Consider the following 26,066-nt stretch of genomic DNA (forward strand, 5'->3'; position numbering starts at 1 on the left):
GGGTGCTGCCTCTCGAGGGGATCACCGTCGTCGCGCTGGAGCAGGCCGTCGCGGCGCCGTTCGCGTCCCGGCAGCTCGCCGACCTCGGCGCCCGCGTCGTCAAGGTCGAGAAGGTGGACGGCGGCGACTTCGCCCGCGCCTACGACGCCGGCGTGCGCGGCGGGCTCGGCACCCACTTCGCCTGGCTGAACCGCTCGAAGGAGTCGGTGGCGGTCGACCTCAAGACCGACGAGGGCCGCGCGATCCTGGACGACCTGATCGCGGGCGCCGACGTGTTCCTGCAGAACCTCGCGCCCGGCGCCGCCGACCGCCTCGGGTTCGGCGCCGCGCGGCTGCGGGAGCGCGACCCCCGGCTCATCGTCGTCGACATGTCCGGGTACGGGGCGAGCGGGCCCTACCGGGACAAGCGCGCCTACGACATGCTCGTCCAGGCCGAGGCCGGGCTGATCTCGGTCACCGGCACCCCGGAGACGCCGGTGAAGGCGGGCACCCCCGTCTCCGACATCGCCGCGGGCATGTACGCGTTCTCGGGCGCGCTCGCGGCGCTCGTCCGGCGCGGGACGACCGGGGAGGGCGCGTCGGTCGAGGTGAGCATGTTCGACGCGGTGGCCGAGTGGATGGGCCAGACGGTGTACACGACGCTCTACACGGGCGCCGTGCCGCCGCGCTCGACGCTGGGCCACCCGGTGATCGCCCCCTACGACGCGTACCCGACGGCCGACGGCGCCGACGTCGTCATCGGCGTGCAGAGCGACGCGGGCTGGGCGGCCCTCGCCACCGGCGTGCTCGGCCGCCCCGAGCTGGTGTCCGACCCCGACTACGCGACGAACATGGCGCGGGTCCGCAACCGCGCGGAGGTCGACGCGCTCGTCGCGTCCGTCACCGCGCGGCTCGGCCGGGAGGAGCTGCTGCGGCGCCTGGACGAGGCGGGCGTGCCCAACGCGACGCTGAACGACGGGCACGGCCTGGTCGCCCACCCGCAGCTCGCCGAGCGCGGCCGGTGGCGGGAGGTCGGCTCGCCGGTGGGGACGATCCGGGCGCTGCTGCCGCCGATCGCCCTCGCCGGGACCGAGCCGCGGATGGACCCGGTCCCGGCGCTCGGCGAGCACACCGACGCGGTGCTCGCCGAGCTGGGCCGCGACGCCGGGACGGTCGCCCGGCTCCGCCAAGGATCCCGAAGAACCAAAGCAGGCGATCCACCTGCTGCACGCCCGGCCGCCTGCGCCGGGACCATGCCCGATCGTGTGCGACAAGGGGTTCGCCGGGGCCGGTGCGGAGGAGGCCGCCGCCGACCTGGGCCAGGTCCTCATCCGCCCGTCCGCCAAGACGAACCCGCACCGCAGGCCGCGGTCTTCCCGGCCTGGCTGCGCCGGCGCGTCTGCGCCCTCAACGCCGCCATCTGGCACAACTGGCTGATCGGCCCCCCTGATCTCCGCTGCGCTTCGGGGAGCGGGTGGTTATCGTGACTGCATGCCCGAGACGTCCTCCGGCGGTGACCGCCGCCGCGCCGAACTGCGCGACTTCCTGCGCACCCGCCGCGCCCGGGTGACGCCCGCCGACGTCGGGATGCCGTCCGGCGGGCGGCGCCGCACCCCCGGCCTGCGCCGCGAGGAGGTCGCGGTGCTCGCGGGCGTCGGGGTGTCCTGGTACACGTGGCTGGAGCAGGGCCGCGACATCAAGGTGTCCGGGGACGTCCTCGACGCGGTCGCCCGCGCCCTGCGGCTGGACCGCGCCGAGCGCGAGCACCTCTACCTGCTCGCCGGCCTGAACCCGCCGCGCGCCGCCGCCGGCCCCGCCGTCCCGGTGACCCCGGAGCTGCGGCGGCTGCTGGACGCGTGGTCGCCGCGCCCGGCGTACATCCGCGGGCGGCACTGGGACCTCGTCGCGATCAACGACGCGGCCCGCGAGGTGTTCGGGTACGGCGACACCGACCACAACTGCCTGGTCACCTTCTTCACCAGCATGCGCTACCGGCGGCAGCACCTGCACTGGGAGGCGGCGGCCCCGGGCGTGGTGGGCCGGTTCCGCGCCGACGCCGCCCGCCATCCCGACGACCCCGAGTTCGCCCGGATCGTCGCCGACCTCGGCACGGTCAGCCCGGAGTTCGCCGAGCTGTGGGCGCGGCACGAGGTGAGCACGGGGGCGCAGGCGGTCAAGGCCGTCCTGCACCCGGAGGCGGGGGAGCTGGTGTTCGAGTCGACGCTGCTGCCGCTGGCGGACCGGCCCGGCCAGGACCTGGTGCTCCACAACCCCCGGCCGGGGACCGGCACCGAGGAGCGCCTCGAACGGCTCATGGCCCGGCGGCGCCTGGCCGCCGCGAGCTGAGGCGGGCCGAGGGTGGTGGTGCCACACCCACGATAAGCGGACTCTGCCGCGTTCCCCGGGGCCCCGGCAGCATCGTCGGCATGACGAACGACTCACGTTTCGACGGCAAGGTCGCGCTCATCACGGGCGGGACGAGCGGCATGGGCCTGGCGGCCGCGCGGCGGCTGCTGGAGGAGGGGGCGCGGGTGGTCGTGACCGGCCGCGACCAGGGCAGGCTGGACGCGGCGGCCAAGGAGCTGGACGGCGCCGCACCGGGCGCGGGGGAGCGGGTCCTCGCGGTCCGCGCCGACGCCGCGAGCCTCACCGACCTGGACGCGCTGATGGACGCCGTCCGCGACCGCCACGGACGCCTGGACGTGCTGTTCGCCAACGCGGGGGTCGGCGCGTTCGGCCCGACCGCGGACGTCACCGAGGCCGAATTCGACCGCACCGTGGACGTCAACTTCAAGGGCGTCTACTTCACGATCCAGAAGGCGCTGCCGCTGCTGGCGGCCGACGCCTCGATCGTCATCAACGCGTCCTGGACGCTGCACCGGGGACTGCCGACCGCGTCCCTGTACTCGGCGACGAAGGCCGCGGTGCAGAGCCTGGTCCGCACCCTCGCCGCCGAACTCGGGCCGCGCGGAATCCGGATCAACGCGGTCAGCCCGGGGTACATCGACACTCCGATGTTCCGCGCCGCCATCCCCGCCGACGAGGTGGAGGGCACCCGCGCGCAGGTGGCGTCCGGGCGGATCGGCACGTCCGAGGAGGTCGCGGGCGCCGTGGCGTTCCTCGCGTCGGCGGACGCCGCGTACGTCAACGGCCAGGACCTGATCGTGGACGGCGGCCTCGTCGGGGCCGTCGCGTGACGGTCGTCCCGTAGAGCACGAAGAGGAGAGCACATGAGGAAGCGCGAGTTCGCGGGCACCCCCGTCGGCGCCGTCGGGCTGGGCTGCATGGGGATGAGCTGGGCGTACGCCGAGTCCGAGCGGGACGACGACGCGTCCGCGGCGCTGATCCGCGAGGCGCTCGATCTCGGGGTCACGTTCCTCGACACCGCCCAGCCGTACGGCGACGGGCACAACGAGACGCTCGTCGGCCGCGCGCTGGCGGGGCGGCGGGACGAGGCGGTGCTGGCCACCAAGACCGGGCTGGTCGTCGAGGACCTCGCGTCCCGGCGGATCGTCCGCCGGGGGACCCCCGAGCACGTCGCGTCGTCCGCCGAGGACAGCCTGCGCCGCCTCGGCACCGACGTCATCGACCTGTACTACCTGCACCGCGTCGACCCGGAGGTGCCGCTGGCCGACACCTGGGGCGCGATGGCGGAGCTGGTCGCCGCGGGCAAGGTCCGGCACCTGGGCCTGTCGGAGGTGACGGTCGCGCAGGCGGCGGAGGCCCACGCGATCCACCCCGTCGCGGCGGTCCAGTCCGAGCTGTCGCTGTGGACGCGCGACGCGCTCGGCGTCCCCGGCGGCGCCGCGGGCGGCGCGAGCGACGGCGTCGCGGGCGCGGGCGACGCCGGCGACGTCGTCGGCTGGTGCGCCGCCAACGGCGCCGCGTTCGTCCCGTTCTCCCCGCTCGGCCGCGGCTTCCTGACCGGGACGGTCACCGCCGCGGACTTCGAGGAGACCGACTTCCGCGCCGCCAACCCGCGCTTCCAGGAGGAGGCGCTGCGGGCGAACCTGCGGATCGTCGACGCCGTCCGGGAGGTCGCGGCGCGGCACGGCGCCACGCCCGCGCAGGTCGCGATCGCGTGGACGCTGGCGCAGGGCGACCACGTGATCCCGATCCCGGGCACGAAGAAGACCCGCTACCTGCGCGACAACGCGGGCGCGGCCGGCCTCGACCTCACCGCCGCGGACCTGGCGGACCTCGACGCGCTGCCGTCCGCGGTGGGCGGCCGGTACTGAGCGGCGGGCAGGCCGGGCGGGGGCGGTTCCGGGCGCCCGCCCGCGGTGAGCGGGTGCCGTACGCTCGGGCGATGCCCCGACCGCGCTCGCTCACCCCGGACCGGGTCGCCGCCGCGGCCCTCGCCGTCATCGACCGGGACGGCCTCGCCGCCCTGTCGATGCGGGCCGCGGCGAAGGAGCTCGGGATGAGCACGATGGCGCTCTACCGGTACGTGCGCGACCGCGAGGAGCTGGAACGCCTCGTCGTCGAGCTGGTGCTCGGCGCGGTCGACCCCGCGCCGCCGCCTCCCGGCCCGTGGCGCGGCCGGGTCGAGGAGATGGCGCGGCGGGTGCGGGACGCGGTCGGCGCGCACCCCGGCACCGTTCCGCTGACGCTCGTCCACCGGCACCGCTCCGCGGGCGTGCTGCGCTGGTCGGAGACCGTGCTCGGGATCCTCGCCGAAGCGGGACTGGAGGGGCGCGCGCGGGCCGTCGCGCTGCGCGCCCTGCTCGCCTACGTGATCGGCGCGGTGCAGATGGAGCACCTCGGCCCGCTGTCGGGGGAGGGGACGGCCGCCATGGCGGAGCTGCCGCCGGACGAGTTCCCCCGCATGGCCGAGACCGCGCGGCACGCCCGCACCATCGCCCCCGACGAGGAGTTCCGCCGGGGCCTGGCGGCCGTGCTGCGCGGTCTCCGCGCGGACGGCGACCCCTAGCGCACCAGGAGGCCCTGCTGGGCGGCGATCCGCTCCGCGGCCTGCGCCACGATCGCGCCGATCAGCTCCGCGCAGCTCGGCAGGTCGTCGATCACGCCCACGACCTGCCCGGACGCCATGACGCCGAGATCGGGACGGCCGTCCACCATCGCCGCCTTCAGCAGCATCGGCGTGTTGGCGGCCATCAGCACCTGCGACCAGGACAGGTCCTTGCCGTGCTTCATCGCCTTCCCGTCGGCGACCATCTCCCGCCACGACATCCCGGACAGCTTCTTGAACCGGGCGCCGTTGCGCAGCGCCCGCAGCAGCCCGCCGACCCGGCCGGACGACTCCAGGCCGTCCACGAGCTCGCTGCGCAGCACCCGGTGCGGCATCCCGTCGACCTGCCGGGTCACCACGGTCTCGCCGGTCTCCAGGTACACCTGCTTGACCGCGTCGGGCACCGAGCTGTCGGAGGTCAGCAGGAACCGGGTGCCCATCGCCACGCCCGCGGCGCCGTACGACAGCGCCGCCGCGAGGCCGCGGCCGTCGAAGAACCCGCCCGCCGCGATCACCGGGATGTCGACGGCGTCCACGACCTGCGGGAGCAGCAGCGTCGTCGCGACGGCGCCGGTGTGCCCGCCGCCCTCGCCGCCCTGCACCAGGACGGCGTCCGCGCCCCAGCCGGCGACCTTCTCCGCGTGCCGCCGCGCGCCCACCGACGGGATCACCACGAGCCCGGCGTCCTTGAGCTTGGCGATCAGCTCCTTCTTCGGGGCGAGCGCGAACGAGGCGACCTTCACCCCCTCTTTGATGAGGAGGTCGATGCGGTCGCCCGCGTCGCCCGCGTCCGCCCGCAGGTTGACGCCGAACGGCGCGTCCGTCCGGTCCTTGACCTCGCCGATCGCCGTCGCGAGCTGGTCGAGCGTCATCGTCGCGGACGCGAGGATCCCGAGGCCGCCCGCGTTCGCGACCGCCGTCACCAGGCGCGGCCCGGCCACCCAGCCCATGCCGGTCTGGACGACCGGGTGCCGCACCCCGGTGAGCCGGGTCAGCGGGGTGTCGAGCACCTGCCCGGTCCCGGTCACGACGGGACCTCGCGCTCGCGCAGCCCCTTCGGGTCGAGGACGTCGCGCATGACGCGCAGCTCCTCGGCGTCCGGGAGCCGCGTCTCGGGGACGCCGTCCGGCACGACCAGCTCGAACCCGGTCGCGGCGACGACGTCGTCGACGGCCACCCCCGGGTGCACCGAGCGGAGCCGCATGCGGCGGTCGGGGGTGTCGAAGTCGAGCACGGCCAGGTTCGTCACGACCGCGCGGATCTCGTGCGCGCCGCGGTCCCAGCCGACGCCGCTGACCATGTCGACCCGCTCGGTGAACACGCGCGTCGAGTGCTTGGGCACCCAGTAGCTCGTCGTGTTGAGCAGCGTGTTGCCCGGCCCGCCGCGGACGCCGAGGAGCTGCCGGGAGGGGCGCTCCCAGTCGCCGATGCACGAGATGTTGGTGTTGCCGTACCGGTCGATCTGGCTCGGGCCCATGACCACGTGGCGCCGCCCGTTCAGCACCAGCCACAGGTGGTCGCGGAACGGCAGCCAGCCCTCGACGACGTCCGCGGGCGCGCCCAGCGGGAGCGGGTCCGCGCTCAGCGACGGTCCGCCGTCGGTCGTCAGCAGGTCCGGTTCGAACGTCGACCGCGCCAGCCGGGAGCCCAGCATCGGCACGAACCCGGCGACCGCCGCCGCCACGATCTCCCCGTCGCCGCGGAACAGCTCCGCGCACGCGACCGCGCAGACCTCCGCCCGCGTCGCGTCCGTCGCCGCGTCCGTCGTCGCGGCCGTCTCGTTGGTCGCCATCACTTCTCCTCCCGCCAGGCCCGGACGGCGTCCTGGTACGCGGCCTCGTCACCGGACAGGAAGCGGTCGCGGAACGCGGCCCACTGCTCCGGATCGGCCGCCGCCTTCGCGTACAGCTTCTGGAACGCCTCGTCCCGCCCGTGGTCGGGCGCGCAGTCGGTGAAGTGCGCCCCGTTCGGCGTCTCCACCACCCCCGCCACCTGCGACCGGCTGATCAGCAGCGACTGCGGCGGGCCCTCCTTGGCGAAGTCCGCGGTGTCGACGAGCCGCTCGCACGACACGTACGTCCGGTCCGCGGCCTTGGCGAACAGGTCGTCCATGTAGGGGTCGGGGCCGAGGTACTGGGCGTTGCCGCGGGCGTCGGCGCGGTTCAGGTGGACGAGCGCCGCGTCCATCCGCAGGGCCGGGACGGCGACGAGCTCGGTGCCGTCCTCGTAGGGCGACCGGACGGTCCGCAGCTCCGGGTTGACCTTCATGACGTCCGAGCCGAGGCCGACCGGGGTGGGCAGGAACGGCAGGCGGTGCGCCGCCGCGTACAGCCCGAACATGAACATGCCCTCGTCGTACTCGGTCAGCTCGATCGCGCCGGTCTGGCGCGCGTGCCGGAAGTGCGGCTCGAGCGGGACGGAGTCCATCGTCACGAACGCGGTGACGAGGCGCCGCACCTTCCCGGCGGCGCACAGCAGCCCGACGTCCGGGCCGCCGTACGTCACGACGGTGAGGTCGGTCAGGGACGACCGGCAGATCGCGCGGACGAGCGCCATCGGCTTGCGCCGCGACCCCCAGCCGCCGATGCCGAGCGTCATGCCGCTCTCCAGCGACCCGACGATCTCCTCGACCGTGGTCACCTTGCTCATTTCGCTCCCTTGGCCACGAAGGCGTCGCGGTGGGCGTCGCCCGCGCCGACGAGGTTCAGTTCGAAGGTGAGGCCCTGCTCGAAGCGGTAGCTGCGCTTGACGTCGACCGGGTCGATGCCGTTCAGCGACTCCTTCGCGCGCCGGATGACGTACCGGTCCTTGGCGGCGATGTTCGCGGCGACCTCCAGGGCCTTGTCGCGCAGGCCGTCCGCCGGGACGACCTCCAGCACCGATCCGTGCCGGTGCAGCTCGTCCGCCGTGACGTTGCGGCACGTGTAGACCATCGCGCGCATCAGGTGCTGCGGGACGAGCCGCGCCAGGTGCGTCGCGGCGCCGAGGGCGCCCCGGTCCACTTCGGGAAGCCCGAAGTAGGCGTCGTCCGACGCGATCACGATGTCGGCGTTGCCGGCGAGCCCGATCCCGCCGCCCAGGCAGAACCCGTGCACCGCGGCGATCACCGGGACCTCGCAGTCGTAGACGGCCGCGAAGGCCGCGTAGCAGCCCCGGTTGGCGCCCACCAGCGCGGTGTGCCCCTCCGTGGACTGCATCTCCTTGATGTCGACGCCCGCGTTGAAGCCGCGGCCCTCGGCGCGGAGCACGACGGCCCCCACCTGCGGGTCCCGTCCGGCCGCGAGCACCGCGTCCGCCAGTTCGTGCCAGCCCGCGACGGTCAGCGCGTTGACCGGCGGGGCGTCCACGACGATCTCGGCGACCCCGTCCCGGGTCGTGGTGGAGACTCCCATGCGCTACCTTTCCACCAAACATTTGTTAGAACTGACCGTAGCAGAGGTGCAAAAGGAGGCGGGATGCCCGAGGTGGTGGGATGTCACTGACGCTGGACCTGAGCGGGAAGACCGTCGTGGTCACCGGAGGCGTGCGCGGCGTGGGCGCGGGCATCAGCCGCGCCTTCCTGGCGGCGGGCGCCGACGTGGTGGCCGTCGGCCGCCGCGACCCCGACGCGCTGCCCGAGGCGGACGGACGCGCGGCGCGGTTCGTCTCGCTGGACGTGCGCAAGCCGGAGGCCGTCGAGGAGTTCATGAACGGGCTCGACCGCGTCGACGTGCTCGTCAACAACGCGGGCGGCGGCCCCTTCCTGCCCCTCGCCGACGGGGAGCTGCGCACCCACGCGAAGATCATCGAGCTGAACCTGACCGCGCCGCTGCTCATGGCCCGGGCCGCCTACCCGCGGATGCGCGAGCTGGACACCGGCGGCTCGGTCATCAACATCGGCAGCGTCAGCGGCGTCCGGCCGTCGCCCGGGACGTCCGCCTACGGCGCCGCCAAGGCCGGGCTGCACAGCCTCACCCGGTCCCTGGCCGTCGAGTGGGCGCCGCACGTCCGGGTGAACACGCTGATCCTCGGCATGATCCGCACCGAGACGGCGCACCTGCACTACGGCGACGAGGAGGGCATCGCCGCCGTCGGCCGCACCGTCCCGATGGGCCGCCTCGGCACCCCCGACGAGGTCGGCGGGGCCTGCGTCTACCTGGCGTCCGACCTGGCCTCCTACGTCACCGGCACCGAGATGCTGCTGCACGGCGGGGGCGAGCGCCCCGCCTTCCTGGACGCCGCCACCGTGAACAAGGAGACACGATGATCTGCAAGGACCGCGTCGTCGCCGTCACCGGGGCCGGCCGCGGCCTCGGCCGCGCGCACGCCCTCGAGTTCGCCCGGCAGGGCGCCCTCGTCGTCGTCAACGACCTCGGCGTCGCCCGCGACGGCACCGGGGATGCCGCCGGCGGCCCCGCGCAGGAGGTCGTCCGGGAGATCGAGGCGCTCGGCGGGAAGGCCGTCGCCAGCACCGACGACATCGCCACCGACGCCGGCGCCGCCGCGCTCGTCCGCACCGCCGTCGAGACGTTCGGGCGGCTGGACGTCCTGGTCAACAACGCCGGGTTCCTGCGCGACCGGATGCTCGTCAACCTCTCCGAGGACGAGTGGGACGCGGTCATGCGCGTCCACCTCAAGGGCCACTTCCTGCCGCTCAAGCACGCGGGCCTGCACTGGCGCGCCGAGAGCAAGGCGGGCCGCCCCGTGGACGCCCGGGTGATCAACACCTCGTCCGGCGCCGGTCTGCTCGGCAGCGTCGGGCAGGGCAACTACTCGGCGGCCAAGGCCGGCATCGTCGGCCTCACCCTCGTCGCGTCCGCCGAGCTGGGCCGGTACGGGGTGACGGTCAACGCGATCGCGCCCGCCGCCCGCACCCGGATGACCGAGGAGGTCTTCGCGCAGACGATGGCCGCGCCCGGCGAGGGCGAGTTCGACGCGATGGCCCCCGAGAACGTGTCCCCGCTCGTCGTCTGGCTCGGCTCGGCCGGGTCCCGCGACGTCACCGGCCGCGTCTTCGAGGCCGAGGGCGGCAAGATCTGCGTGATGGACGCCTTCCGGCACGGCCCGACGGCCGACAAGGGCGCCCGCTGGGACCCGGCCGAGGTCGGCGAGGTCGTCGCCGGCCTGCTCGCGCAGGCCCCCGCCCCCGAGCCGGTCTACGGCGCGTCCTGACCCCGGACCGCCCGCCGGCCCCGGGTCAGGCGTTCGCGGCGTCGCGCAGCACGCTGCTCGGCGCGGCGCCGCGAACCCGCTTGAACGCGTTGCTGAACGCGAACCCGTCGGCGTACCCGACGCGCCGCGCCACCGACGCCACCGTCGCGCCGGGCTCGCGCAGCAGGTCGGCGGCCAGCGTCATCCGCCACTCGGTGAGGTAGGCCAGCGGTGGGCGGCCGACCAGCTCGGCGAACCGCCGCGCGAACACCGCCCGCGACTGCCCCGCCTCGGCCGCAAGCTCCGCCACCGTCCACGGCCGCGCGGGGCTCTCGTGCAGCAGCCGCAGCGCGCGCCCGACGTGCGGGTCGCCGAGCGCCCGGTACCCGGCGGGCGGCTCGGCGTCCGGCCGCGCGAACCACGCCCGCAGCGCCCGCACCAGCAGCATGTCCAGCAGCCGGTCCAGGATGATCTGCTGGCCCGGCTCCTCCCGCGCGACCTCGACCGCCAGCAGGTCCAGCAGCGGCGCGAAGTCCGGCCGCGCCGGGACGACCGCCAGCGGGGGCAGCGCCTCCAGCAGCCGCTCGGACACGTCGCCGCGCATCGGGTACTCGGCGGTGACGAACAGGTCCGAGCCGTCCGGCACGAGCCCGAACGTGCGCGGCCCGAGCCGGAAGTTGTGCCCGGCGGTCGCGGGGCCGCCGTCGACCGCGTAGCAGCGGTCGGCGTCCAGCACCACGATCTCCGGTTCGGCGCCCGGCCGGTCCCCGGCGACGATCGGGGCGCCGCCCCGCAGCAGCACGATGTCCCCCCGCCCGGCCCGCACCGGCTCCCCGCCGTCGCGGGAGATCCAGCCGGTGCCCCGGAGCATCGTGGCGAGCGACAGCGGCGCGGGCGCCGCGAAGCGCACCGCCCACGGAGGTTGCGCCACGGAGCGGCAGTACACGGCCCCGCGGGCCCGCACCCCGGCCAGCAGGTCGTCCAGAAGGTCCATGCCGAGACGATCTCACATGCCTTCGAGACGCACGGCCATGGAACGTCTCGGCGCCCGCTGGTGTGCTGGGCGCATGACCGAATCACCGATTCTCGTACTCGGCGCCCGAGGCAAGACCGGCCGCCGCGTCACCGCCCGCCTCACCGCCCTCGGCGTCCCCGTCCGCGCCGCGTCCCGCTCGACCGGGACGATCTTCGAGTGGGCCGACCGGGACACCTGGGGCCCCGCGTTGGACGGCGCCCGCGCCGTCTACCTCGTCCCGATGAACGAGAGCGTCGACCAGGACGCCGTCGCCGAGTTCGCGGACGCCGCCGTCGCGGCGGGCGTCCGGCGGCTCGTGCTGCTCGCGGCGCGCGGCGCCGGCGGCGGGCCGCAGCCCGCCCAGGAGCCCGCCGAACGCGCCGTCCGCGCGTCGGGCGCGGAGTGGACGATCCTGCGCCCGGCGTGGTTCGCGCAGAACTTCAGCGAGGACTTCTTCCGCGAACCCCTGCTGGCGGGCGCGCTCGCGCTGCCCACCGGCGAGGGGCGCGAGGCGTTCGTGGACGCCGGGGACATCGCCGACGTCGCCGTCGCCGCGCTCACCGGCGCCGGCCACGCGGGGGAGGTGTACGAGCTGTCGGGGCCGGAGCCGCTGACGTTCGGCGCCGCCGTGCGGATGATCGCGGAGGCGTCGGGGCGCGAGATCCGGTACACGCCGGTGGAGGTGCCGGAGTTCACCGCGATGCTGGAGTCGCTGGGGGTGCCGGCCGCGTTCGCGGAGATGCTGGCGGGCCTGCTGACGACCCTCCGCGACGGCGACGGGGACCGGGTGGGCGACGGCGTCCGCCGCGCGCTCGGCCGGGACCCCCGCCCGTTCGCCGAGTACGTGAAGGAGGCGGCCGCCGCCGGCGCCTGGGCGGCGGCGCCCGCCGATCAGCGCGGCCGGTAGTCCGCCAGGTAGCGGCGGACCCGCTCCGCGTAGGCCCGCTGCTCCTCCGGGACGCCGCCCGCCTTGACCACCGTCTCGGACGACGTGCGGTACGTGGCGGCGAGGTTCAGCGCGGGATCGCCCGGGACGCCTTCGAGGTCCTTGCCCCAGTAGCACAGGAAGCGGCCCATCGCCGGGATCGACAGCTCCGGCGTGATCTCCGCCGGGCGGGGTTCGGGGTTGTCGAGGCCGCCGGGCTGCCAGTGCACGAGGACGCGCGGCGTCCAGCGGGCGATCCCGTACTCGTCCTTCGCCGGGTCCGCCAGGTGCGGGTCGAAGCCGCTCTCCGCCTTGAGCATCGCGGCGATCAGCGCCGGGCTCAGCCCGGGCATCTCGCACCATTCCCCGGCCTCGACGATGAGGCCGCGGTACTCCTCCGGCACGTCGGAGCCGGGCCGGAACCAGCGCGCGCCGGCGGCGCCGGCCGCGCCGGTCGCCGCCGCGCCGCCGCCCGCCTCGCCGACCACCCAGAACGCGGCGCCCGCCGCGACGGCGCAGGCCAGCGCGCCCGCCGCGGCGAGGACGGCCCGGCGCCGGCGGCGCGGGGAGCCCGCGCCCGGGACGGTCCGCGGCGCGTCCCGGCCGGACGCCGGGGAGGCGGCGGGGAGCGGCCCGGCCGCCCCCTCGGGAACCTCGGCGCCCTCGGACACCTCGCCCCCCTCGGGGATCTCCAGGCCCTCCAGCGCGGCCCCGAACGCGGCCGCCGTCGGCCAGCGCCGCTCCCGGTCGGGTTCGAGCGCCCGCAGCACCGCCGCGTCCACCTCCGGCGGGATCCCCGGGCGGACCTCGCCCGGCGGGCGGACCGGGGCGCCGGGCGGCTCCCCGGTGAGCAGGTGGTAGGCGAGGGCGCCGAGCCCGTAGACGTCGGCGCGGTGGTCGGGCGCCCCGTCGACCTGGGTCTGCTCGGGCGCCATGTAGCCGGGCGACCCGGCGGGCAGCGTCAGGCTGGACAGGTGGTCGCCGGTCCGCGCGATGCCCAGGTCGGCGATCATGACGCGTTCGCCGCCGCCCGGCGCCGTGCGCAGCAGCACGTTCGACGGCTTGAGGTCCCGGTGGACGATCCCGAGGTCGTGCAGGTCCTGCGCGCCGCGCGCGATCTCGCGGGCGAGGGCCAGGGCGTCCGCGAGCGCGCCCGGCCCGGCGTCCGGCCCGGCGGACGGGCCGCCGGACGGGTCGGCGGCGAGCCGCTCCTCCAGCGTGCCGCGGTCGGCGTAGGTCATCACGAAGTACGGGCGCCCGCCGGGCAGCTCGCCGATGTCGAAGACCTGCACGAGCCGGTGCGAGTCGGCGCGGCGCAGCAGCCGGGCCTCCTGGACGAACCGCTCCCGCACGTCGGCGTGGAGCGTCCAGTGCTCGCCGAGAATCTTGATCGCGACGGGGGCGTCGAGGTCCGGGTCGTGGCCGAGCCACACGGACGCGAACCCGCCCGTCCCGAGGAGGCGGTCGATCCGGTAGCGGCCGGCGGCGCTGGGTGTGCTCACGTCTACCCATGGTGACTCATCGGAGGCTTCCGCGCACTACGTTGCGTGATGATTTAAGTACGCCCCGCCGTGGAGGGAATGGCGGCGCCCGTGGACGCGTTGTGGTTCGGGCGCCGCGGGAAAAATGGATCGCTCCGCCGGGAGCCGTCCGGCTACCGTGCATAGGTTCCGAGGGCGGCGCCCGATGAGACCTGGCCGAGGCAGGGGCGCGACGCCCGCGGCCTATCCTTGTCAACGGTTATGAGGACGCCTGTGAGATCGCCGCTCGCCGACCTGCGCGCGCGCCTGCCCGAACTGATGACGCGCGACCGCAGCAGGCTGCGCCGCCGCATCGACGGCACCGAGAAGATCAAGGACGCCGCGCGGCGGGCGAAGGTCGCCGAGGAGGTCGCCGCCGAGGTCGCGGCCGCCGAGCGCCGTGTCGAGCGGCGCCGCGCCGCCGTCCCGGCGATCACCTACCCGGCCGAGCTGCCGGTCTCGCAGAAGAAGGACGACATCCTCGCGGCCGTCCGCGACCACCAGGTCGTGATCGTCGCGGGCGAGACGGGGTCCGGGAAGACGACGCAGATCCCGAAGATCTGCCTGGAGCTGGGCCGCGGCGTGCTCGGGTCCATCGGCCACACGCAGCCGCGCCGGCTCGCCGCCCGCACCGTCGCCGACCGTATCGCCGAGGAGCTCGGCACCGAACTGGGCGACGCCGTCGGCTACAAGGTGCGGTTCACCGACCGGTCGAGCGACGACACGCTCGTCAAGCTGATGACGGACGGCATCCTGCTCGCCGAGATCCAGACGGACCGGCTGCTGCGGCAGTACGACACGCTGATCATCGACGAGGCGCACGAGCGCAGCCTCAACATCGACTTCCTGCTCGGGTACATCAGGGAGATCCTGCCGAAGCGCCCCGACCTCAAGGTGATCATCACCTCCGCGACGATCGACCCGGAGCGGTTCTCCCGGCACTTCGGCGACGCCCCGATCGTGGAGGTGTCCGGCCGCACCTACCCGGTCGAGGTCCGGTACCGGCCGGTCACCGACCCCGACGACCCGTCCGCCGACCCGGACCGCGACCAGATCCAGGCGATCATCGACGCGGTGGACGAGCTGGGCCGCGAGGCCCCCGGGGACGTGCTGGTGTTCCTCAGCGGCGAACGGGAGATCCGCGACACCGCGGAGGCGCTGACCAAGCACCTCGCGCGGCAGCGGGGGACCACCGAGGTCCTGCCGCTGTACGCGCGCCTGTCGGCGGCCGAGCAGCACCGCGTGTTCCAGCCGCACCGCGGGCGCCGCGTCGTCCTGGCGACGAACGTCGCGGAGACGTCCCTGACCGTCCCCGGCATCAAGTACGTCGTCGACCCGGGCACCGCCCGGATCTCCCGCTACAGCCACCGGCTGAAGGTGCAGCGGCTCCCGATCGAGCCGGTGTCGCAGGCGTCGGCGAACCAGCGCAAGGGCCGCTGCGGCCGCGTCTCCGAGGGCGTGTGCATCCGGCTGTACTCCGAGGAGGACTTCGAGTCCCGCCCGGAGTTCACCGATCCCGAGATCCTGCGCACGAACCTCGCGTCCGTCATCCTGCAGATGACGGCCCTCGGGCTCGGCGACATCGCCGCGTTCCCGTTCGTCGAGCCGCCGGACCGCCGCAACGTCAAGGCGGGCGTCGACCTGCTGCACGAGCTGGGCGCGATCGACCCGGCCGAGAAGGACCCGCGCAAGCGCCTCACCCCGCTCGGCCGCCGCCTCGCGCAGCTGCCGATCGACCCGCGGCTGGCCCGCATGGTCCTGGAGGCCGACCGCAACGGCTGCGTCCGCGAGGTCCTCGTCATCGCCGCCGCGCTGTCCATCCAGGACCCGCGGGAGCGGCCCGCCGAGCACCAGCAGGCGGCCGACGAGAAGCACCGCCGGTTCGCCGACCCGACCTCCGACTTCCTCGCCTACCTGAACCTGTGGAACTACCTGCGCGAGCGGCAGAAGGAGCTGTCGGGCAGCGCGTTCCGCCGCATGTGCAAGAACGAGTTCCTGCACTTCCTGCGCATCCGCGAATGGCAGGACCTGCACGGCCAGCTCAAGCAGGTCGCCAAGTCCCTCGGCGTCACCCTGAACGACGCCGACGCCGCGCCCGACCGCGTCCACGTGTCGCTGCTGTCCGGCCTGCTGTCGCACATCGGGCTGATGGACGCGCCCGGACGGTCCGAGCGGGCGGGACGCGGAGACCCGGCCAAGCGCGAGAAACCGCGGCGCGGCCACGAGTACATCGGGGCGCGCGGCGCGAAGTTCGCCGTGTTCCCCGGGTCCGCGCTGTTCAAGAAGCCGCCCCGCTGGGTGATGTCGGCCGAGCTCGTCGAGACGTCCCGGCTGTGGGGCCGGATCAACGCCAAGATCGAGCCCGAGTGGGTCGAGCCGCTCGCCGGGCACCTGGTGAAGCGCAGCTACAGCGAGCCGCACTGGTCGAAGAAGCAGGCCGCGGTCATGGCGCGCGAGAAGGTCACCCTCTACGGCGTCCCGATCGTCGCGGACCGCCGCGTCAACTACGGCTCGATCGACCCGGAGCTGTCGCGCGAGCTGTTCATCCGGCACGCGCTCGTCGAGGGCGACTGGGAGACCCACCACAGGTTCTTCCACGACAACCGGGCCCTGCTCGACGAGGTCGAGGAGTTGGAGCACCGCGCCCGCCGCCGCGACATCCTCGTGGACGACGAGACGCTGTTCGACTTCTACGACGCCCGGATCCCCGCGGACGTCGTGTCGGGCCGGCACTTCGACGCCTGGTGGAAGAAGGCGCGCCGCACCGACCCCGACCTGCTCGGGTTCGAGAAGTCGATGCTCATCAACGACTCCGCCGACGGGGTCAGCGAGGCCGACTACCCGGACGTGTGGAAGCAGGGCCCGCTGCGGCTGCGGCTGACGTACCAGTTCGAGCCGGGCGCGGACGCCGACGGCGTGACCGTCCACATCCCGGTGCAGGTCCTCAACCAGGTCCGCCCGGACGGCTTCGAGTGGCAGGTCCCCGGCCTGCGCGCCGAACTGGTCACCGAGCTGATCCGGTCGCTGCCCAAGCAGCTGCGGGTCAACTTCGTGCCCGCGCCCGACTACGCCCGCAAGGTCCTCGACCGGGTCGCGCCGCGCAGCGAACCGCTCCTGGACGCGCTGGAGCGCGAGCTGACGGCGCTGACGAGCGTCCCGGTGGCGCGGGAGGCGTGGGACCCCTCGCGCCTGCCCGCCCACCTGCGGATCACGTTCCGCGTCGTCGGCGGCGAGCCCGGCCGGAAGGGGGCGCGCACCCTCGGCGAGGGCACCGACCTGGACGAGCTGAAGCGCCGCCTCGCGGGCAAGGTGCGGGGGACCCTGGCGAAGGCGGCGTCGACCGTCGAGCGGACCGGCCTCACCGACTGGACGATCGGCGAGCTGCCCCGCACCTACGAGCGGAAGCAGGCGGGGTACGACGTCAAGGCGTACCCGGCGCTGACCGACGAGGGCGACGCCGTCGCCGTCCGCATGTACGAGACGGAGGCCGAGCAGCGCCGCGCGATGTGGCGCGGCACCCGCCGCCTCGTCCTGCTGAACGCGCCGTCGCCGGTGAAGCTCATCCAGAGCCGCCTCACCAACCAGGGCAAGCTGGCGCTCAGCCACAACCCGCACGGCTCGACCGCCGCGCTGTTCGACGACTGCGTCACCGCCGCCGCCGACCTGCTCATCGCCGAGGCGGGCGGGCCCGCCTGGGACGAGGCCGGGTTCCGCGCCCTGCACGACCGGGTCCGCGCCGACCTGCACGACGCGACGGCGCGGATCGTCGCGCAGGTCGAGCGGATCCTGGCCGAGGCGCACGAGGCCGACCGCCGCATCCGCGGGACGAAGAGCATCACGCTCGTCCCGGCGCTGTCGGACGCGCGCGGCCACCTGGAGTCGCTGGTGCGGCCCGGGTTCGTCACCGCGACGGGCGCGGCGCGGCTGCCCGACCTCGTCCGCTACCTGCGCGCCCTGCAGGCCAGGCTCGACAAGCTGCCGGAGAACCCGAACCGGGACCGGCTGCTCGCGGGGCAGGTCGAGGCGCTCAAGGAGGAGTACCGCCGGACGCTGCAGCGGCTGCATCCGGCGCGCCGCGAGGACGAGCCGGTGCGGCACGTCCGGTGGATGATCGAGGAGTTCCGGGTGAGCCTGTTCGCGCAGCAGCTCGGGACGCGCTACCCCGTGTCGGACAAGCGCATCCGGAAGGCCATGGCGCAGCTGTGACCCGCGTCCTCCGCCCCGGGCGCCGGGGCGGGGACGCCGGATCACGCCTGGGCGGAGGCGAACATCTCCAGGTGGCCGCACTTGCGGCACCGGTGCGCGTCGATGCGCCAGCGGTCCTTGCCGAAGCGTTTCGCGCCGCCGAGGACCCCGAGCTTCAGCGGGCCGGGGATCCAGCGGGCGTAGCCCTTACTGTGCTCGCCGGCGTCCTCGATGAACCCCGGGTCCAGTTCCGCGCCGTCGCACTGCGTGCACCTGATCGCCGTCATGCCGCGATGGTAGGCGGTTGCACCGGTGATCACGCGGCGATACGACTTGACCATGGAGTTGCGGGAGTTCTATCCGGCGGTTCGGCCCCATGAGTCCGGATTCCTCGACGTCGGCGGCGGCGAGGAGATCTACTGGGAGGTCTGCGGGAACCCCGGCGGCAAGGCGGCGGTCTTCCTGCACGGCGGGCCGGGCGGCGGCGTCCTGCCGGACCACCGCCGGTTCTTCGACCCGTCCGCCTACCGGGTCGTGCTGTTCGACCAGCGCGGCTGCGGGCGCAGCCGCCCGCACGCCGGGGACCCGTCCGTCCCGCTGGAGCGGAACACGACCCCGCACCTGGTCGCCGACATGGAGCGGCTCCGCGAGCACCTCGGCATCGGCCGCTGGCTCGTCTTCGGCGGAAGCTGGGGCAGCACGCTCGCGCTCGCCTACGCGCAGGCGCACCCCGACCGGGTGACGGAGCTGGTGCTGCGCGGCGTCTACCTCGTCCGCCCCGAGGACGAGGCGTGGGCGTTCGCCCCCGGCGGCGCGGCGCGGCTCTTCCCCGCCGAGTGGGCGGCGTTCCGCGACGCCATCCCGGCGGACGAGCGGGACGATCTCGTCGCCGCCTACGGCCGCCGCATCCACCACCCGGACCCGGCGGTCCGGACGCCCGCGGCCCGCGCGTGGATCGACTGGGAGACGGCGGCCAACACGCTGCTGCCCCTGGCGCCGCCGGACCTGGACGACTCGGCCGTGCTGGCGTTCGCGCGCATCAGCCAGCACTACATCGCCGCCGGCGGGTTCCTGCCGCCCGAGGGCCTCCTCGCGGGCGTCGACCGGATCCGGCACGTCCCGGCCGTCGTCGTGAACGGCCGCTACGACATGAAGACCCCGCCCGACCAGGCGTGGGAGCTGCACCGGGCGTGGCCCGAGGCGGAGTTCCACATCGTCGAGGACGCGGGGCACGGCGGGTCCGAACCGGGCGTCCGGCACCGGCTGATCGAGGCGACCGACGCCTTCCGGCCCTGACCACGGGACGTCGCGGCGGCGGCGGGGCGGCGCCCGGGCCGTCCGGTCGGCGGCCCGGGCCGTTTTCCGTCGCCGGGTGCGTCGTGGCGGCCCCACAACTGCCACCCAAGTCACTGCGGCCACGCCGACTAGTGCGTATCGTTCATTCCATGCCTAACAGCCAAGAGCGCGACAATAGCGGCCCGCAGGAGACGGCCGCGACGTCTTCTGCCGCGGTCCCCCGGGGACCGGGCGGCGACGTCGGCGCGTCCGGGGGATCGGGGGAGACCGCGGTGGCCCGCATGGGAGACCCCGTCGCGGTGTGGCCGTGCGCGAACTGCGGGCGCCCCGTGCCGCAGCCGGTCGGAGCGACCCGCGTCGTCCGCTACTGCCAGGACGACGACGGCACGTGCGCCCGCGAGGCGCGCGAGCGCCGGGAGCGCGGCCGGGACGCGCCGGGCCTCACCGGGCACGTCGCCTCCACCTGGGAGATGGTCGAGCGGCTGGAGAAGGCCGCCGACGTGCTCGCCGAGTCGCTGACCTCCGAGCTGAGCGTCGCCGGGGTGGAGCGGCGCGTCGCCGAGGTGCGCGCCGAGGCCGCCCGCGAGCTCGCCGTCGCGCAGAGCGAGCGGGACGCGTCGCAGCGCCGGGCCGAGGAGGCGTGGCAGGAGGCGACGTCCGCCCGCCACCGCGCGGAGAACGCGGAGCGGGACGCCGAGCGGGCCCGCGAGGAGGCCAGGCTCGCGACCGCCAAGCGGGACGCCGCCCAGCAGGCATGGGAGGAGGCGCACCAGATCGCGCAGCAGTCGATGACCGCGAAGCTGGCCGCCGAGAGCGAGCGGGACCGCGTCGCCGCCCGCGAGGCCGAGCTGCTGGCGGCGCTGGAGAGCGCCCGGGCCGAGCTCGTCGAGCTGCACGCCAAGGTGTCGGAGGCGGAGAGCGGCGCCGAGGCGCAGCGCGTCGAGGCGGCCGTCGCCAAGCAGGGTGCCGAGGACCTGCGCAACGCGATGCGGGACGCCGAGGCGCAGCGGCAGCGCGCGATGCAGGCCGCCAGCAAGGCGGAGGCCGAGCGCAGCGCCGCGCTGCGCGCCCAGTCCGAGGCCGAGGCCGAGGTCGTCCGCGTGCAGGCCCGCGCCGACGAGGCCGTCAAGGAGCGCGACGCCGCGCAGGCGCAGGCGCAGGCCGCGGCGGCCGAACGGGACGAGCTGACCGGCCGGCTGAACGACCAGGCGACGCAGCTGCGGCAGCTGTCGCAGTCGGTCGCCGACCAGCAGGCCGCGCTCACCGCGCTGGCCGAGGAGCGCGACGCGGCCCGCGCCGAGGCCGACCGCGCCCGCCGCCAGGTGGACCAGTTCACCCAGGGCACCCTGTCGCCGGGCGCCCCGCAGGGCGGCCGGCTGCAGAGCGGGCAGATGCAGAGCACCGCCATGCAGAACGGCGCGCCCCCGCACGGCCCGCAGGTGCCGGGCATGCCCCCGGGCCCGCCGCCGATCGGCGGCCCCGTCCAGGGCGGCCCCGTCCAAAGCGGCACCGTCCAGGGCGGCACCGGGCCGCACGGGGCCCCGGGCGCCGCCTCCTACCCGCTGCCCGGCCAGAACGGCGCGCAGACCGGGGCCCAGAACGGACTCCAGGCCGACCAGGGCCGCGCCGTGAACGGCTCGGACCGGGAGGACCCCCTGTTCACCGGCCCGTGACCCGCGCCCGCGGGCCCGCCCGGCGGCACGGACGCCCGGCCGCCGGGCCCCGGATCAGCTCCCGAACCGCTCCGGGTCGATCTCGATCCAGATCTGCTCGGCGCGGCCCAGCAGCCGGCCGTCCGCCCCGTACAGCGCCGTCGCCGTGTGCGTCTTGCGGCCCTCGCGGCTGCGCGTCGCCCCCATGACGACGCAGCGCTCCCCGGCGGCGGGCACGTCGGACACCTGCGCGGTCATCGTGCCGAGCACCGCCGGCCGGGCGGCGACGTCGAACGACCAGGCGCCCGGGCAGTCCAGCGCGGCCCACACCAGCTCCCGCGCGGGGGCCTCCTCGGGCGTCCACGGCGCCGCGACCGTGTCCTCGGCGACCGCCCCCGGCTCCAGCCGCAGCCCGTCGCCGGGCTCGCGGTCCGGGCCGCACACGAAGCAGCCGGGGAACGGGTTGTTCCCCGCCGCCCGGTACTTCTCCGCGGCCAGTTCCGCCTCCTCGAACGGGACGCCCGGGACCGGCGGCACCACGATCGCGCCCGCCAGCGCCTCGGCGACCAGCCGCTCGCCGTCCCACAGCCGGACGCTGTGCCACCGCTCGTCCTCCGCCGTCACGGTCAGCTCGGTGTCCAGCGGCGGAGGCCGCCGCAGGGTCACCGTGACGGTGTCGGTGGGCACCCGCTTCGCCAGGAGCCCCGCCACGTAGCCGCCGTTGCCCGACTCGTCCGGGCCGTGGAACCGTCTCTCGATGATCACTTGCCGTTTCCCCCGTGCTCACGATCCACCCCAAAAACGGGACCGATCATAATGAGCCGGTCGGACGTCCGAAGCGCCGACCCCGTCCGCGACGGCGGAACGGTCCGGCGGGCGGCGGCCGGACGGCGGGCGGCGGCTCAGACGGCGCGCGACGGCTGCGGGCGGCCCGGCCGGGTGGTGAAGAAGACCGACAGCGACCCCCGCAGGCGCGCTCGGACGGTCTCCTCGTCCACGGGCCCGTCCGGGCGGACGGGCGTGCGGTCCAGGGCGCGGGCGATGAGCCGGTCGACGTTGCGGTCGGCGACGAGCACCGAGCACGTGTCGCACGCGTACCACGGGTACAGCATGTTGAGGACGGCGACCGCGGTGTCGTCGTCCGACAGGTGCGTGGTGTCCAGCTCGACCTCGAACATGTCGGTGTCCTCGGGGTCGAGCGTGGGGTAGTACAGCCAGCTCGTCTCCGGGCCCCCGCAGAAGTCGCACGCCCGGTCCTGCGCGGCGGGCTCGCCCACCGCGAGCTCCAGCTCGTGGTCCCACGGCTCCACCCTGCGGTTGTGGCGGTAGCCGACGCCGTCGAGCGATCCCTCGCGGTTGTGCGTGACGTCGTGCACCTCGCCGCCGCAGCGGGCGCACATGAAGCCGATGTCCTCCATGTCCCTCCCCTGATCGCTGAGGCACCGGCTCTCACAGTATCCGTCCGGAGGCTCCCGTTGTACCCGGGTGCCGGGCGGTGCGGATAAGTTGGAGATCTTCCCCGACGCCCGCGCCCGGCGATCCCGGCCTCCGCCCGCGTCCGTCCCGCTCCGGCGCGCCCCGCGGTCCGCGTCCCCGCGACCCGGTGTTCCATGCCCCTCCCCGCGCGCCCGCACCCTGATCGGAGGTCCCGATGCCCCCCGCCGCGCCCGGTGTCGTCCTGAACGCCGACAAGATCGATCTGGTCCGCGAGCGCCGACTCCTGCTCGACCGGGTGAGCATGACGGTGCTGCGCGGCGAGCACTGGGCGCTGCTCGGCCCGAACGGCGCCGGCAAGAGCACCCTGCTCGGCATCCTCGGCGCCTACGCCCATCCCACGCGCGGCTCCGCCGAGATCCTCGGCCACCGCCTCGGCCGCGTCGACGTGCAGCGGCTCCGCAGGATGATCGGCCACGTCAACCCCCGGCACCCGCTGGAGTCGGCGCGGACGGTCCGCGAGATCGTCCTCACCGGCGCCACCGGCACGATCGAGCCGGTGCCGCGCTGGACGCCGTCCGCCGGCGAGCTGCGCCGCGCCGACGAGCTGATCGCGCTGCTGGGCCTGGCGCACCGCGCCGACGCCCGCTGGCCGAACCTGTCGCAGGGGGAGCGCGGCCGGTCGCTGATCGCGCGGGCGCTGCTGCCCGACCCGCCGCTGCTGCTCCTCGACGAGCCCGCCACCGGCCTGGACGTCGCCGCGCGCGAGCGGCTGCTCGCGAGCATCGACCGGCTCCGCGCGGACCGGCCCGACCTGGCGACCGTGCTCGTCACCCACCACCTGGAGGAACTGCCGACCAGCACCAGCCACGCCCTGCTCCTGCGGGAGGGGCGGGTGCTGGCGTCCGGGGCCGCCGCGGACGTGCTCACCACCGAGTCCGTCAGCGAGTGCTTCGACCACCCGATCACGATCACCCGGCACGGCGGCCGCTGGGCCGCGACCGCCGGGCCCGCGTAGCCGCCGCCCCGCCGGTCGGCCCGCCCGTCAGCCCGCCGCGACCCGGTGCCGGGCCAGGTGCGCGAGGACCGACTGGTTCGCCTCCCAGCCGTCCGGGAACTTCACCGGGACGCCCAGGTGGACGGGCTCGGCCGACGGGTGGGCGTCCAGCAGCTCGGGGATGCCCGCCCGCGCCACCACGATGCACGCGTGCCGGTGCCGCGACGCCAGCACGCACAGCCGCCCCGACTCCAGGTGGAACGCGGTGGCGTCGCGGCGGCCCGACAGCGGGTGCAGGACGACCGTGACGTCGTACTCGCGGCCCTGCAGGCGGTTCGCGGTGTCGACGGTGATCCCCGCGCCGTGCGGGCCGAGCGCCGCGCGGATCGCGGTGACCTGGTCGCGGTGCGCCGCGCCGATCGCGACGCGCGCCGCGTCCACCTGCGCCGTCCCCTTCTCCGAGTGCGCGACCGGGCCGCGCTGCAGCAGCCGGACGGCCAGCGCCGCCGTCGCCCGGACCGCCTCGGAGTCGGTGCGCAGCGTGTGCCGCGCGGGCAGCTCGAACAGCGCCCAGCCGGTGGCCGCGGCCTCCTCCAGCGCCCGGTCGTAGGTGGTGCCCATGCCGCCCGCGGAGAACTCGAGTCGCCGGTCGTCCGGGCCCGTCCCGGCCCGGAACGGCGTGAACGGGTAGAAGGCGTCCGCGACGACCGGCGCCGCCGACGCCGGCAGCCGCCACGACACCGGCAGCCGGTGGACCGGAAGGTCCGGATTGTGGGCGAGCAGGACGGACACGGCGCTGCGCATCGGGTCCCACGCGAGGCCCGCCCAGCGCTCGACCTCGACCGTGGAGAACGGGTCGAGCTGGCCGGGGTCGCCCACGAACAGCGCCCGCTCGAACCGCCCGGCGATGCGCAGCAGCATGTCCGAGCGCATCTGGTACGCCTCGTCGACGATCGCCCACGGCCACGAGCCGTCCGACAGCGTCGCCCACTTCGCGGCCGTCGCGATCACCACGGCCTGCTCGGCGAGGTCCCCCGCCTTCTGCCGCACCTGCACCTGCGGATGGGCCAGCACCCGCTCGGACGGCACGTACTGCGACGCCGACAGGCGGCCGATCGTCAGCCGCGGATGCGCGTCGGCGATCCGCTCGATGAGGTCGTCGACCTGCTCGTTCGTCTGCGCGACGATCATCAGCCGCTCGCCCGCGTCCGCCAGGTGCCCGGCGGCCCGCACCACCAGCGTGGACTTGCCCGCGCCGGGCGGGGAGTCGACGACGACGCCGCGGTGGGCGCCCGACAGGTCCGCCAGGACGGCGTCGACGACGCGGGCCGCCGCCTTCCCCGGGTCCTCCGCCGGGACCCCGGCGGCCCCTCCGTCCGGACGTCCCGCGGGCGCGGGGGCGGGCGACGGCACCGGCGTCAGGCGGCGCGTCCCCGGCGCGATCCGGTCCGTCGTCTCGCCCGTGGTCATGACCATTCCTCTTCGGCGTCCTCGTCGGTCGGCACGTAGTCCTCGGGCGGCCCGCCGTGGGTCCACGGCGTGTCCTCCCGGTCGGGGAACTTCGCCTGCCCGAACGAGCCCTCGGTCAGCGACGTGAAGCACACCCGCTCGCCCACCTGCGGGACCACGCCGGGCTCCGGGGTCAGCTTGCGGCCCATCCCGCCGGTCAGCTCCAGCAGCACGCCCCCCGTGCCGAACTCCACGATCCTCCCCTTCAGCGCGGGCCGCGCCGCGTTGCACACGGTCGTGCCGACGTCGAGCCGGACCGGGTCCTCGGTGGAGACCCGCAGGTACGGGCGCAGCTTCGGCCGCTTGCCGGTCTCGTCCAGGCGGGTCGGGTCGCACTCGGTGACGACGCCGCCGAACGCCTGCCCGGACAGCCGGTGCTCGGCCATGACCAGCGGGTCGTCGAACGCCCGCTGCGCCTCGTAGGCGTCCTGCGCGCGCTCCAGGTCGTGCAGCCGCCGCGCCGCCCGGACGGGCGTGTCGCGGCGCGCCTGAGGATACGCCTCGCCGAACGTCTGGTGGTAATACGTGAACGCGTCGCGGTCGCGCTCCCAGCGGCGCGGGACGCTCGCGCCCTCCGGCAGCGCGCGCAGCACATCGGCCGCCCGCCACATCAGGTCCCAGGTGGGGGTGAGCTGGGACGCGACGGCGGCGCGCAGCCGCTCCTCGGCGCGGGGCGCGCCGTTCGACCGGTCGTAGGCGGCGATCGCGGGCGCGAGCACCTCGTTGTCGAACGTCGGGTCGGTCGACGGCCCCGCCGGCGGGCACGTCACCGGGTCCTCGGCGCGGGCGGCGGCGGCCGGGCCGTCCATGCCGTCCGGCGGGTCGATCCAGCCGAGCAGCGCCGCGAGGTTCCCGTCCTCCAGGGAGCTCTGCCCGGTCGCCCAGTGCAGCCGCAGCGCCTCCGTCATCGCCAGCAGCAGCGACGACCCGGGATGGTCGTACCGGTCGGCGAACCAGGTCAGCCACCGGCCGAGCACCGGCACCGCCGGATCCACCGCGTAGGGGCCCTCCGTGCCGCGGAACCGGGTGGAGCGGCCGAGCAGCCGCAGGAACGTGACGCCGCCGCGGTTCGGCACCAGCACCTGCGGCGCGTCCCCGTACCGGATCCGCTCCTCGATCTCCCCGGACTTGGCGGCGGACCTGCTCGGCGCCAGCGTCTCCACCGGGCCGCGGCTGGTCTCGATGTGGTTCAGGACGAGCTTGGCGGCCTCGGCGGCGAACGCGAACCGCAGGTCGCGGTTGCGCGGCTGCGGGACGACCAGCAGCGAGGGGTCGTCCCGGTCGCTGCCCAGCATCATCGCCAGCGGCGCCGCCGCCTCCCCGGCGAGCCGCAGCGGGATCAGCACCAGCGGCGCCGCCGAGACGTGGCAGTGCCGCACGGTGGCGAGCGGCTGCGCGAGCCCGGCGGCCGCCGCCTGCAGGCGGGCGAGCGAGGACAGCGCGCTCATGTGC

At 75.3% G+C, this 26,066-nt stretch carries 22 protein-coding genes and 2 pseudogenes; 13 read left to right on the forward strand and 11 right to left on the reverse strand.

The features are described from left to right. Positions 1-2: 2 nt before the first annotated feature. The 6 genes and pseudogenes from H505_RS41230 to H505_RS0111255 all read left to right on the forward strand — a co-directional run. Positions 3-1,100, forward strand: a pseudogene (locus H505_RS41230) (CaiB/BaiF CoA transferase family protein); the annotation flags it as partial. 67 nt (positions 1,101-1,167) lie between these two features. Continuing rightward, a pseudogene (locus H505_RS52695) lies at positions 1,168-1,466 on the forward strand (hypothetical protein); the annotation flags it as partial. Positions 1,467-1,470: 4 nt separating this feature from the next. Beyond that, on the forward strand, positions 1,471-2,325 hold the full coding sequence (locus H505_RS0111240; RefSeq protein WP_026402062.1) for a helix-turn-helix transcriptional regulator: 855 nt from the start codon (positions 1,471-1,473) through the stop codon (positions 2,323-2,325). Between the two features lie 80 nt (positions 2,326-2,405). Beyond that, positions 2,406-3,176, forward strand: coding sequence for a glucose 1-dehydrogenase (locus H505_RS0111245; protein ID WP_026402063.1), 771 nt, complete (start codon positions 2,406-2,408; stop codon positions 3,174-3,176). Positions 3,177-3,209: 33 nt separating this feature from the next. After that, positions 3,210-4,217, forward strand: coding sequence for an aldo/keto reductase (locus tag H505_RS0111250; RefSeq protein WP_026402064.1), 1,008 nt, complete (start codon positions 3,210-3,212; stop codon positions 4,215-4,217). 71 nt (positions 4,218-4,288) lie between these two features. Next, a complete protein-coding gene (locus H505_RS0111255) occupies positions 4,289-4,912 on the forward strand; it encodes a TetR/AcrR family transcriptional regulator C-terminal domain-containing protein (protein WP_026402065.1) in 624 nt (207 codons plus the stop codon). On the opposite strand, the gene H505_RS0111260 is transcribed toward H505_RS0111255, so the two are convergent. From H505_RS0111260 to H505_RS0111275, 4 genes are read right to left on the reverse strand one after another with little or no spacing between them, the layout of a single operon-like run. After that, positions 4,909-5,979: an NAD(P)H-dependent flavin oxidoreductase gene (locus tag H505_RS0111260; protein ID WP_026402066.1), complete on the reverse strand. Its 1,071-nt coding sequence runs from the start codon at positions 5,977-5,979 to the stop codon at positions 4,909-4,911. The two genes, H505_RS0111255 and H505_RS0111260, sit on opposite strands and share 4 nt — an antisense overlap. Continuing rightward, on the reverse strand, positions 5,976-6,743 hold the full coding sequence (locus H505_RS0111265) for a CoA-transferase subunit beta (RefSeq protein ID WP_034517543.1): 768 nt from the start codon (positions 6,741-6,743) through the stop codon (positions 5,976-5,978). The genes H505_RS0111260 and H505_RS0111265 overlap by 4 nt, the downstream gene beginning before the upstream one ends. After that, positions 6,743-7,600 carry a CoA transferase subunit A gene (locus H505_RS0111270; RefSeq protein ID WP_026402068.1) on the reverse strand — a complete coding sequence of 286 codons (858 nt, stop codon included), beginning with the start codon at positions 7,598-7,600 and terminating at the stop codon, positions 6,743-6,745. The genes H505_RS0111265 and H505_RS0111270 overlap by 1 nt, the downstream gene beginning before the upstream one ends. Beyond that, a complete protein-coding gene (locus tag H505_RS0111275) occupies positions 7,597-8,343 on the reverse strand; it encodes an enoyl-CoA hydratase family protein (RefSeq protein ID WP_026402069.1) in 747 nt (248 codons plus the stop codon). The genes H505_RS0111270 and H505_RS0111275 overlap by 4 nt, the downstream gene beginning before the upstream one ends. An 80-nt stretch (positions 8,344-8,423) precedes the next feature. Between H505_RS0111275 and H505_RS0111280 the strand changes: the two genes are divergently transcribed. Then, positions 8,424-9,197 carry an SDR family oxidoreductase gene (locus H505_RS0111280; protein WP_026402070.1) on the forward strand — a complete coding sequence of 258 codons (774 nt, stop codon included), beginning with the start codon at positions 8,424-8,426 and terminating at the stop codon, positions 9,195-9,197. After that, positions 9,194-10,102 carry an SDR family oxidoreductase gene (locus H505_RS0111285; RefSeq protein WP_026402071.1) on the forward strand — a complete coding sequence of 303 codons (909 nt, stop codon included), beginning with the start codon at positions 9,194-9,196 and terminating at the stop codon, positions 10,100-10,102. The genes H505_RS0111280 and H505_RS0111285 overlap by 4 nt, the downstream gene beginning before the upstream one ends. Positions 10,103-10,127: 25 nt before the next feature. On the opposite strand, the gene H505_RS0111290 is transcribed toward H505_RS0111285, so the two are convergent. After that, entirely contained in the window at positions 10,128-11,075 is a 948-nt protein-coding gene (locus tag H505_RS0111290) for an AraC family transcriptional regulator (RefSeq protein WP_026402072.1), read from the reverse strand. A 73-nt stretch (positions 11,076-11,148) separates the two neighbouring features. Between H505_RS0111290 and H505_RS0111295 the strand changes: the two genes are divergently transcribed. Continuing rightward, complete coding sequence (locus H505_RS0111295) at positions 11,149-12,003, forward strand: NAD(P)H-binding protein (protein ID WP_026402073.1); 855 nt, start codon at positions 11,149-11,151, stop codon at positions 12,001-12,003. Here the strand turns inward: H505_RS0111295 and H505_RS52330 are convergent. Continuing rightward, the gene (locus H505_RS52330; protein WP_051300537.1) at positions 11,988-13,523 is read right to left on the reverse strand and encodes a protein kinase domain-containing protein; all 1,536 of its coding nucleotides are present in this window, start codon (positions 13,521-13,523) and stop codon (positions 11,988-11,990) included. The two genes, H505_RS0111295 and H505_RS52330, sit on opposite strands and share 16 nt — an antisense overlap. 240 nt (positions 13,524-13,763) lie before the next feature. Here H505_RS52330 and hrpA point away from each other — a divergent pair, with 240 nt between their 5' ends. Then, complete coding sequence (hrpA, locus tag H505_RS0111305) at positions 13,764-17,747, forward strand: ATP-dependent RNA helicase HrpA (RefSeq protein ID WP_026402074.1); 3,984 nt, start codon at positions 13,764-13,766, stop codon at positions 17,745-17,747. A gap of 41 nt (positions 17,748-17,788) precedes the next feature. Here the strand turns inward: hrpA and H505_RS0111310 are convergent, their stop codons facing one another. After that, on the reverse strand, positions 17,789-18,013 hold the full coding sequence (locus H505_RS0111310; protein WP_026402075.1) for a hypothetical protein: 225 nt from the start codon (positions 18,011-18,013) through the stop codon (positions 17,789-17,791). A gap of 58 nt (positions 18,014-18,071) precedes the next feature. Between H505_RS0111310 and pip the strand changes: the two genes are divergently transcribed. Continuing rightward, complete coding sequence (gene pip, locus H505_RS0111315; protein ID WP_199747585.1) at positions 18,072-19,022, forward strand: prolyl aminopeptidase; 951 nt, start codon at positions 18,072-18,074, stop codon at positions 19,020-19,022. 149 nt (positions 19,023-19,171) lie between these two features. Beyond that, positions 19,172-20,695, forward strand: a complete 1,524-nt coding sequence (locus tag H505_RS41240) for a coiled-coil domain-containing protein (RefSeq protein WP_245592487.1) — start codon at positions 19,172-19,174, stop codon at positions 20,693-20,695. A gap of 54 nt (positions 20,696-20,749) precedes the next feature. On the opposite strand, the gene H505_RS0111325 is transcribed toward H505_RS41240, so the two are convergent. Next, the gene (locus tag H505_RS0111325) at positions 20,750-21,439 is read right to left on the reverse strand and encodes a hypothetical protein (protein WP_026402077.1); all 690 of its coding nucleotides are present in this window, start codon (positions 21,437-21,439) and stop codon (positions 20,750-20,752) included. Positions 21,440-21,576: 137 nt separating this feature from the next. Next, positions 21,577-22,092: a hypothetical protein gene (locus H505_RS0111330; protein WP_026402078.1), complete on the reverse strand. Its 516-nt coding sequence runs from the start codon at positions 22,090-22,092 to the stop codon at positions 21,577-21,579. Between the two features lie 233 nt (positions 22,093-22,325). On the opposite strand from H505_RS0111330, the gene H505_RS0111335 reads away from it, so the two are divergent. Beyond that, positions 22,326-23,126, forward strand: a complete 801-nt coding sequence (locus tag H505_RS0111335; protein WP_026402079.1) for an ABC transporter ATP-binding protein — start codon at positions 22,326-22,328, stop codon at positions 23,124-23,126. Between the two features lie 27 nt (positions 23,127-23,153). Here H505_RS0111335 and H505_RS0111340 read toward each other — a convergent pair whose 3' ends face one another. Next, on the reverse strand, positions 23,154-24,575 hold the full coding sequence (locus tag H505_RS0111340; protein WP_084550107.1) for an AAA domain-containing protein: 1,422 nt from the start codon (positions 24,573-24,575) through the stop codon (positions 23,154-23,156). After that, complete coding sequence (locus tag H505_RS0111345; protein WP_026402081.1) at positions 24,572-26,062, reverse strand: hypothetical protein; 1,491 nt, start codon at positions 26,060-26,062, stop codon at positions 24,572-24,574. Before H505_RS0111345 ends, H505_RS0111340 begins: the two co-directional genes overlap by 4 nt. Positions 26,063-26,066: the final 4 nt, after the last annotated feature.

Source organism: Actinomadura rifamycini DSM 43936, from assembly GCF_000425065.1.
Taxonomy (GTDB): Bacteria; Actinomycetota; Actinomycetes; order Streptosporangiales; family Streptosporangiaceae; genus Spirillospora; species Spirillospora rifamycini.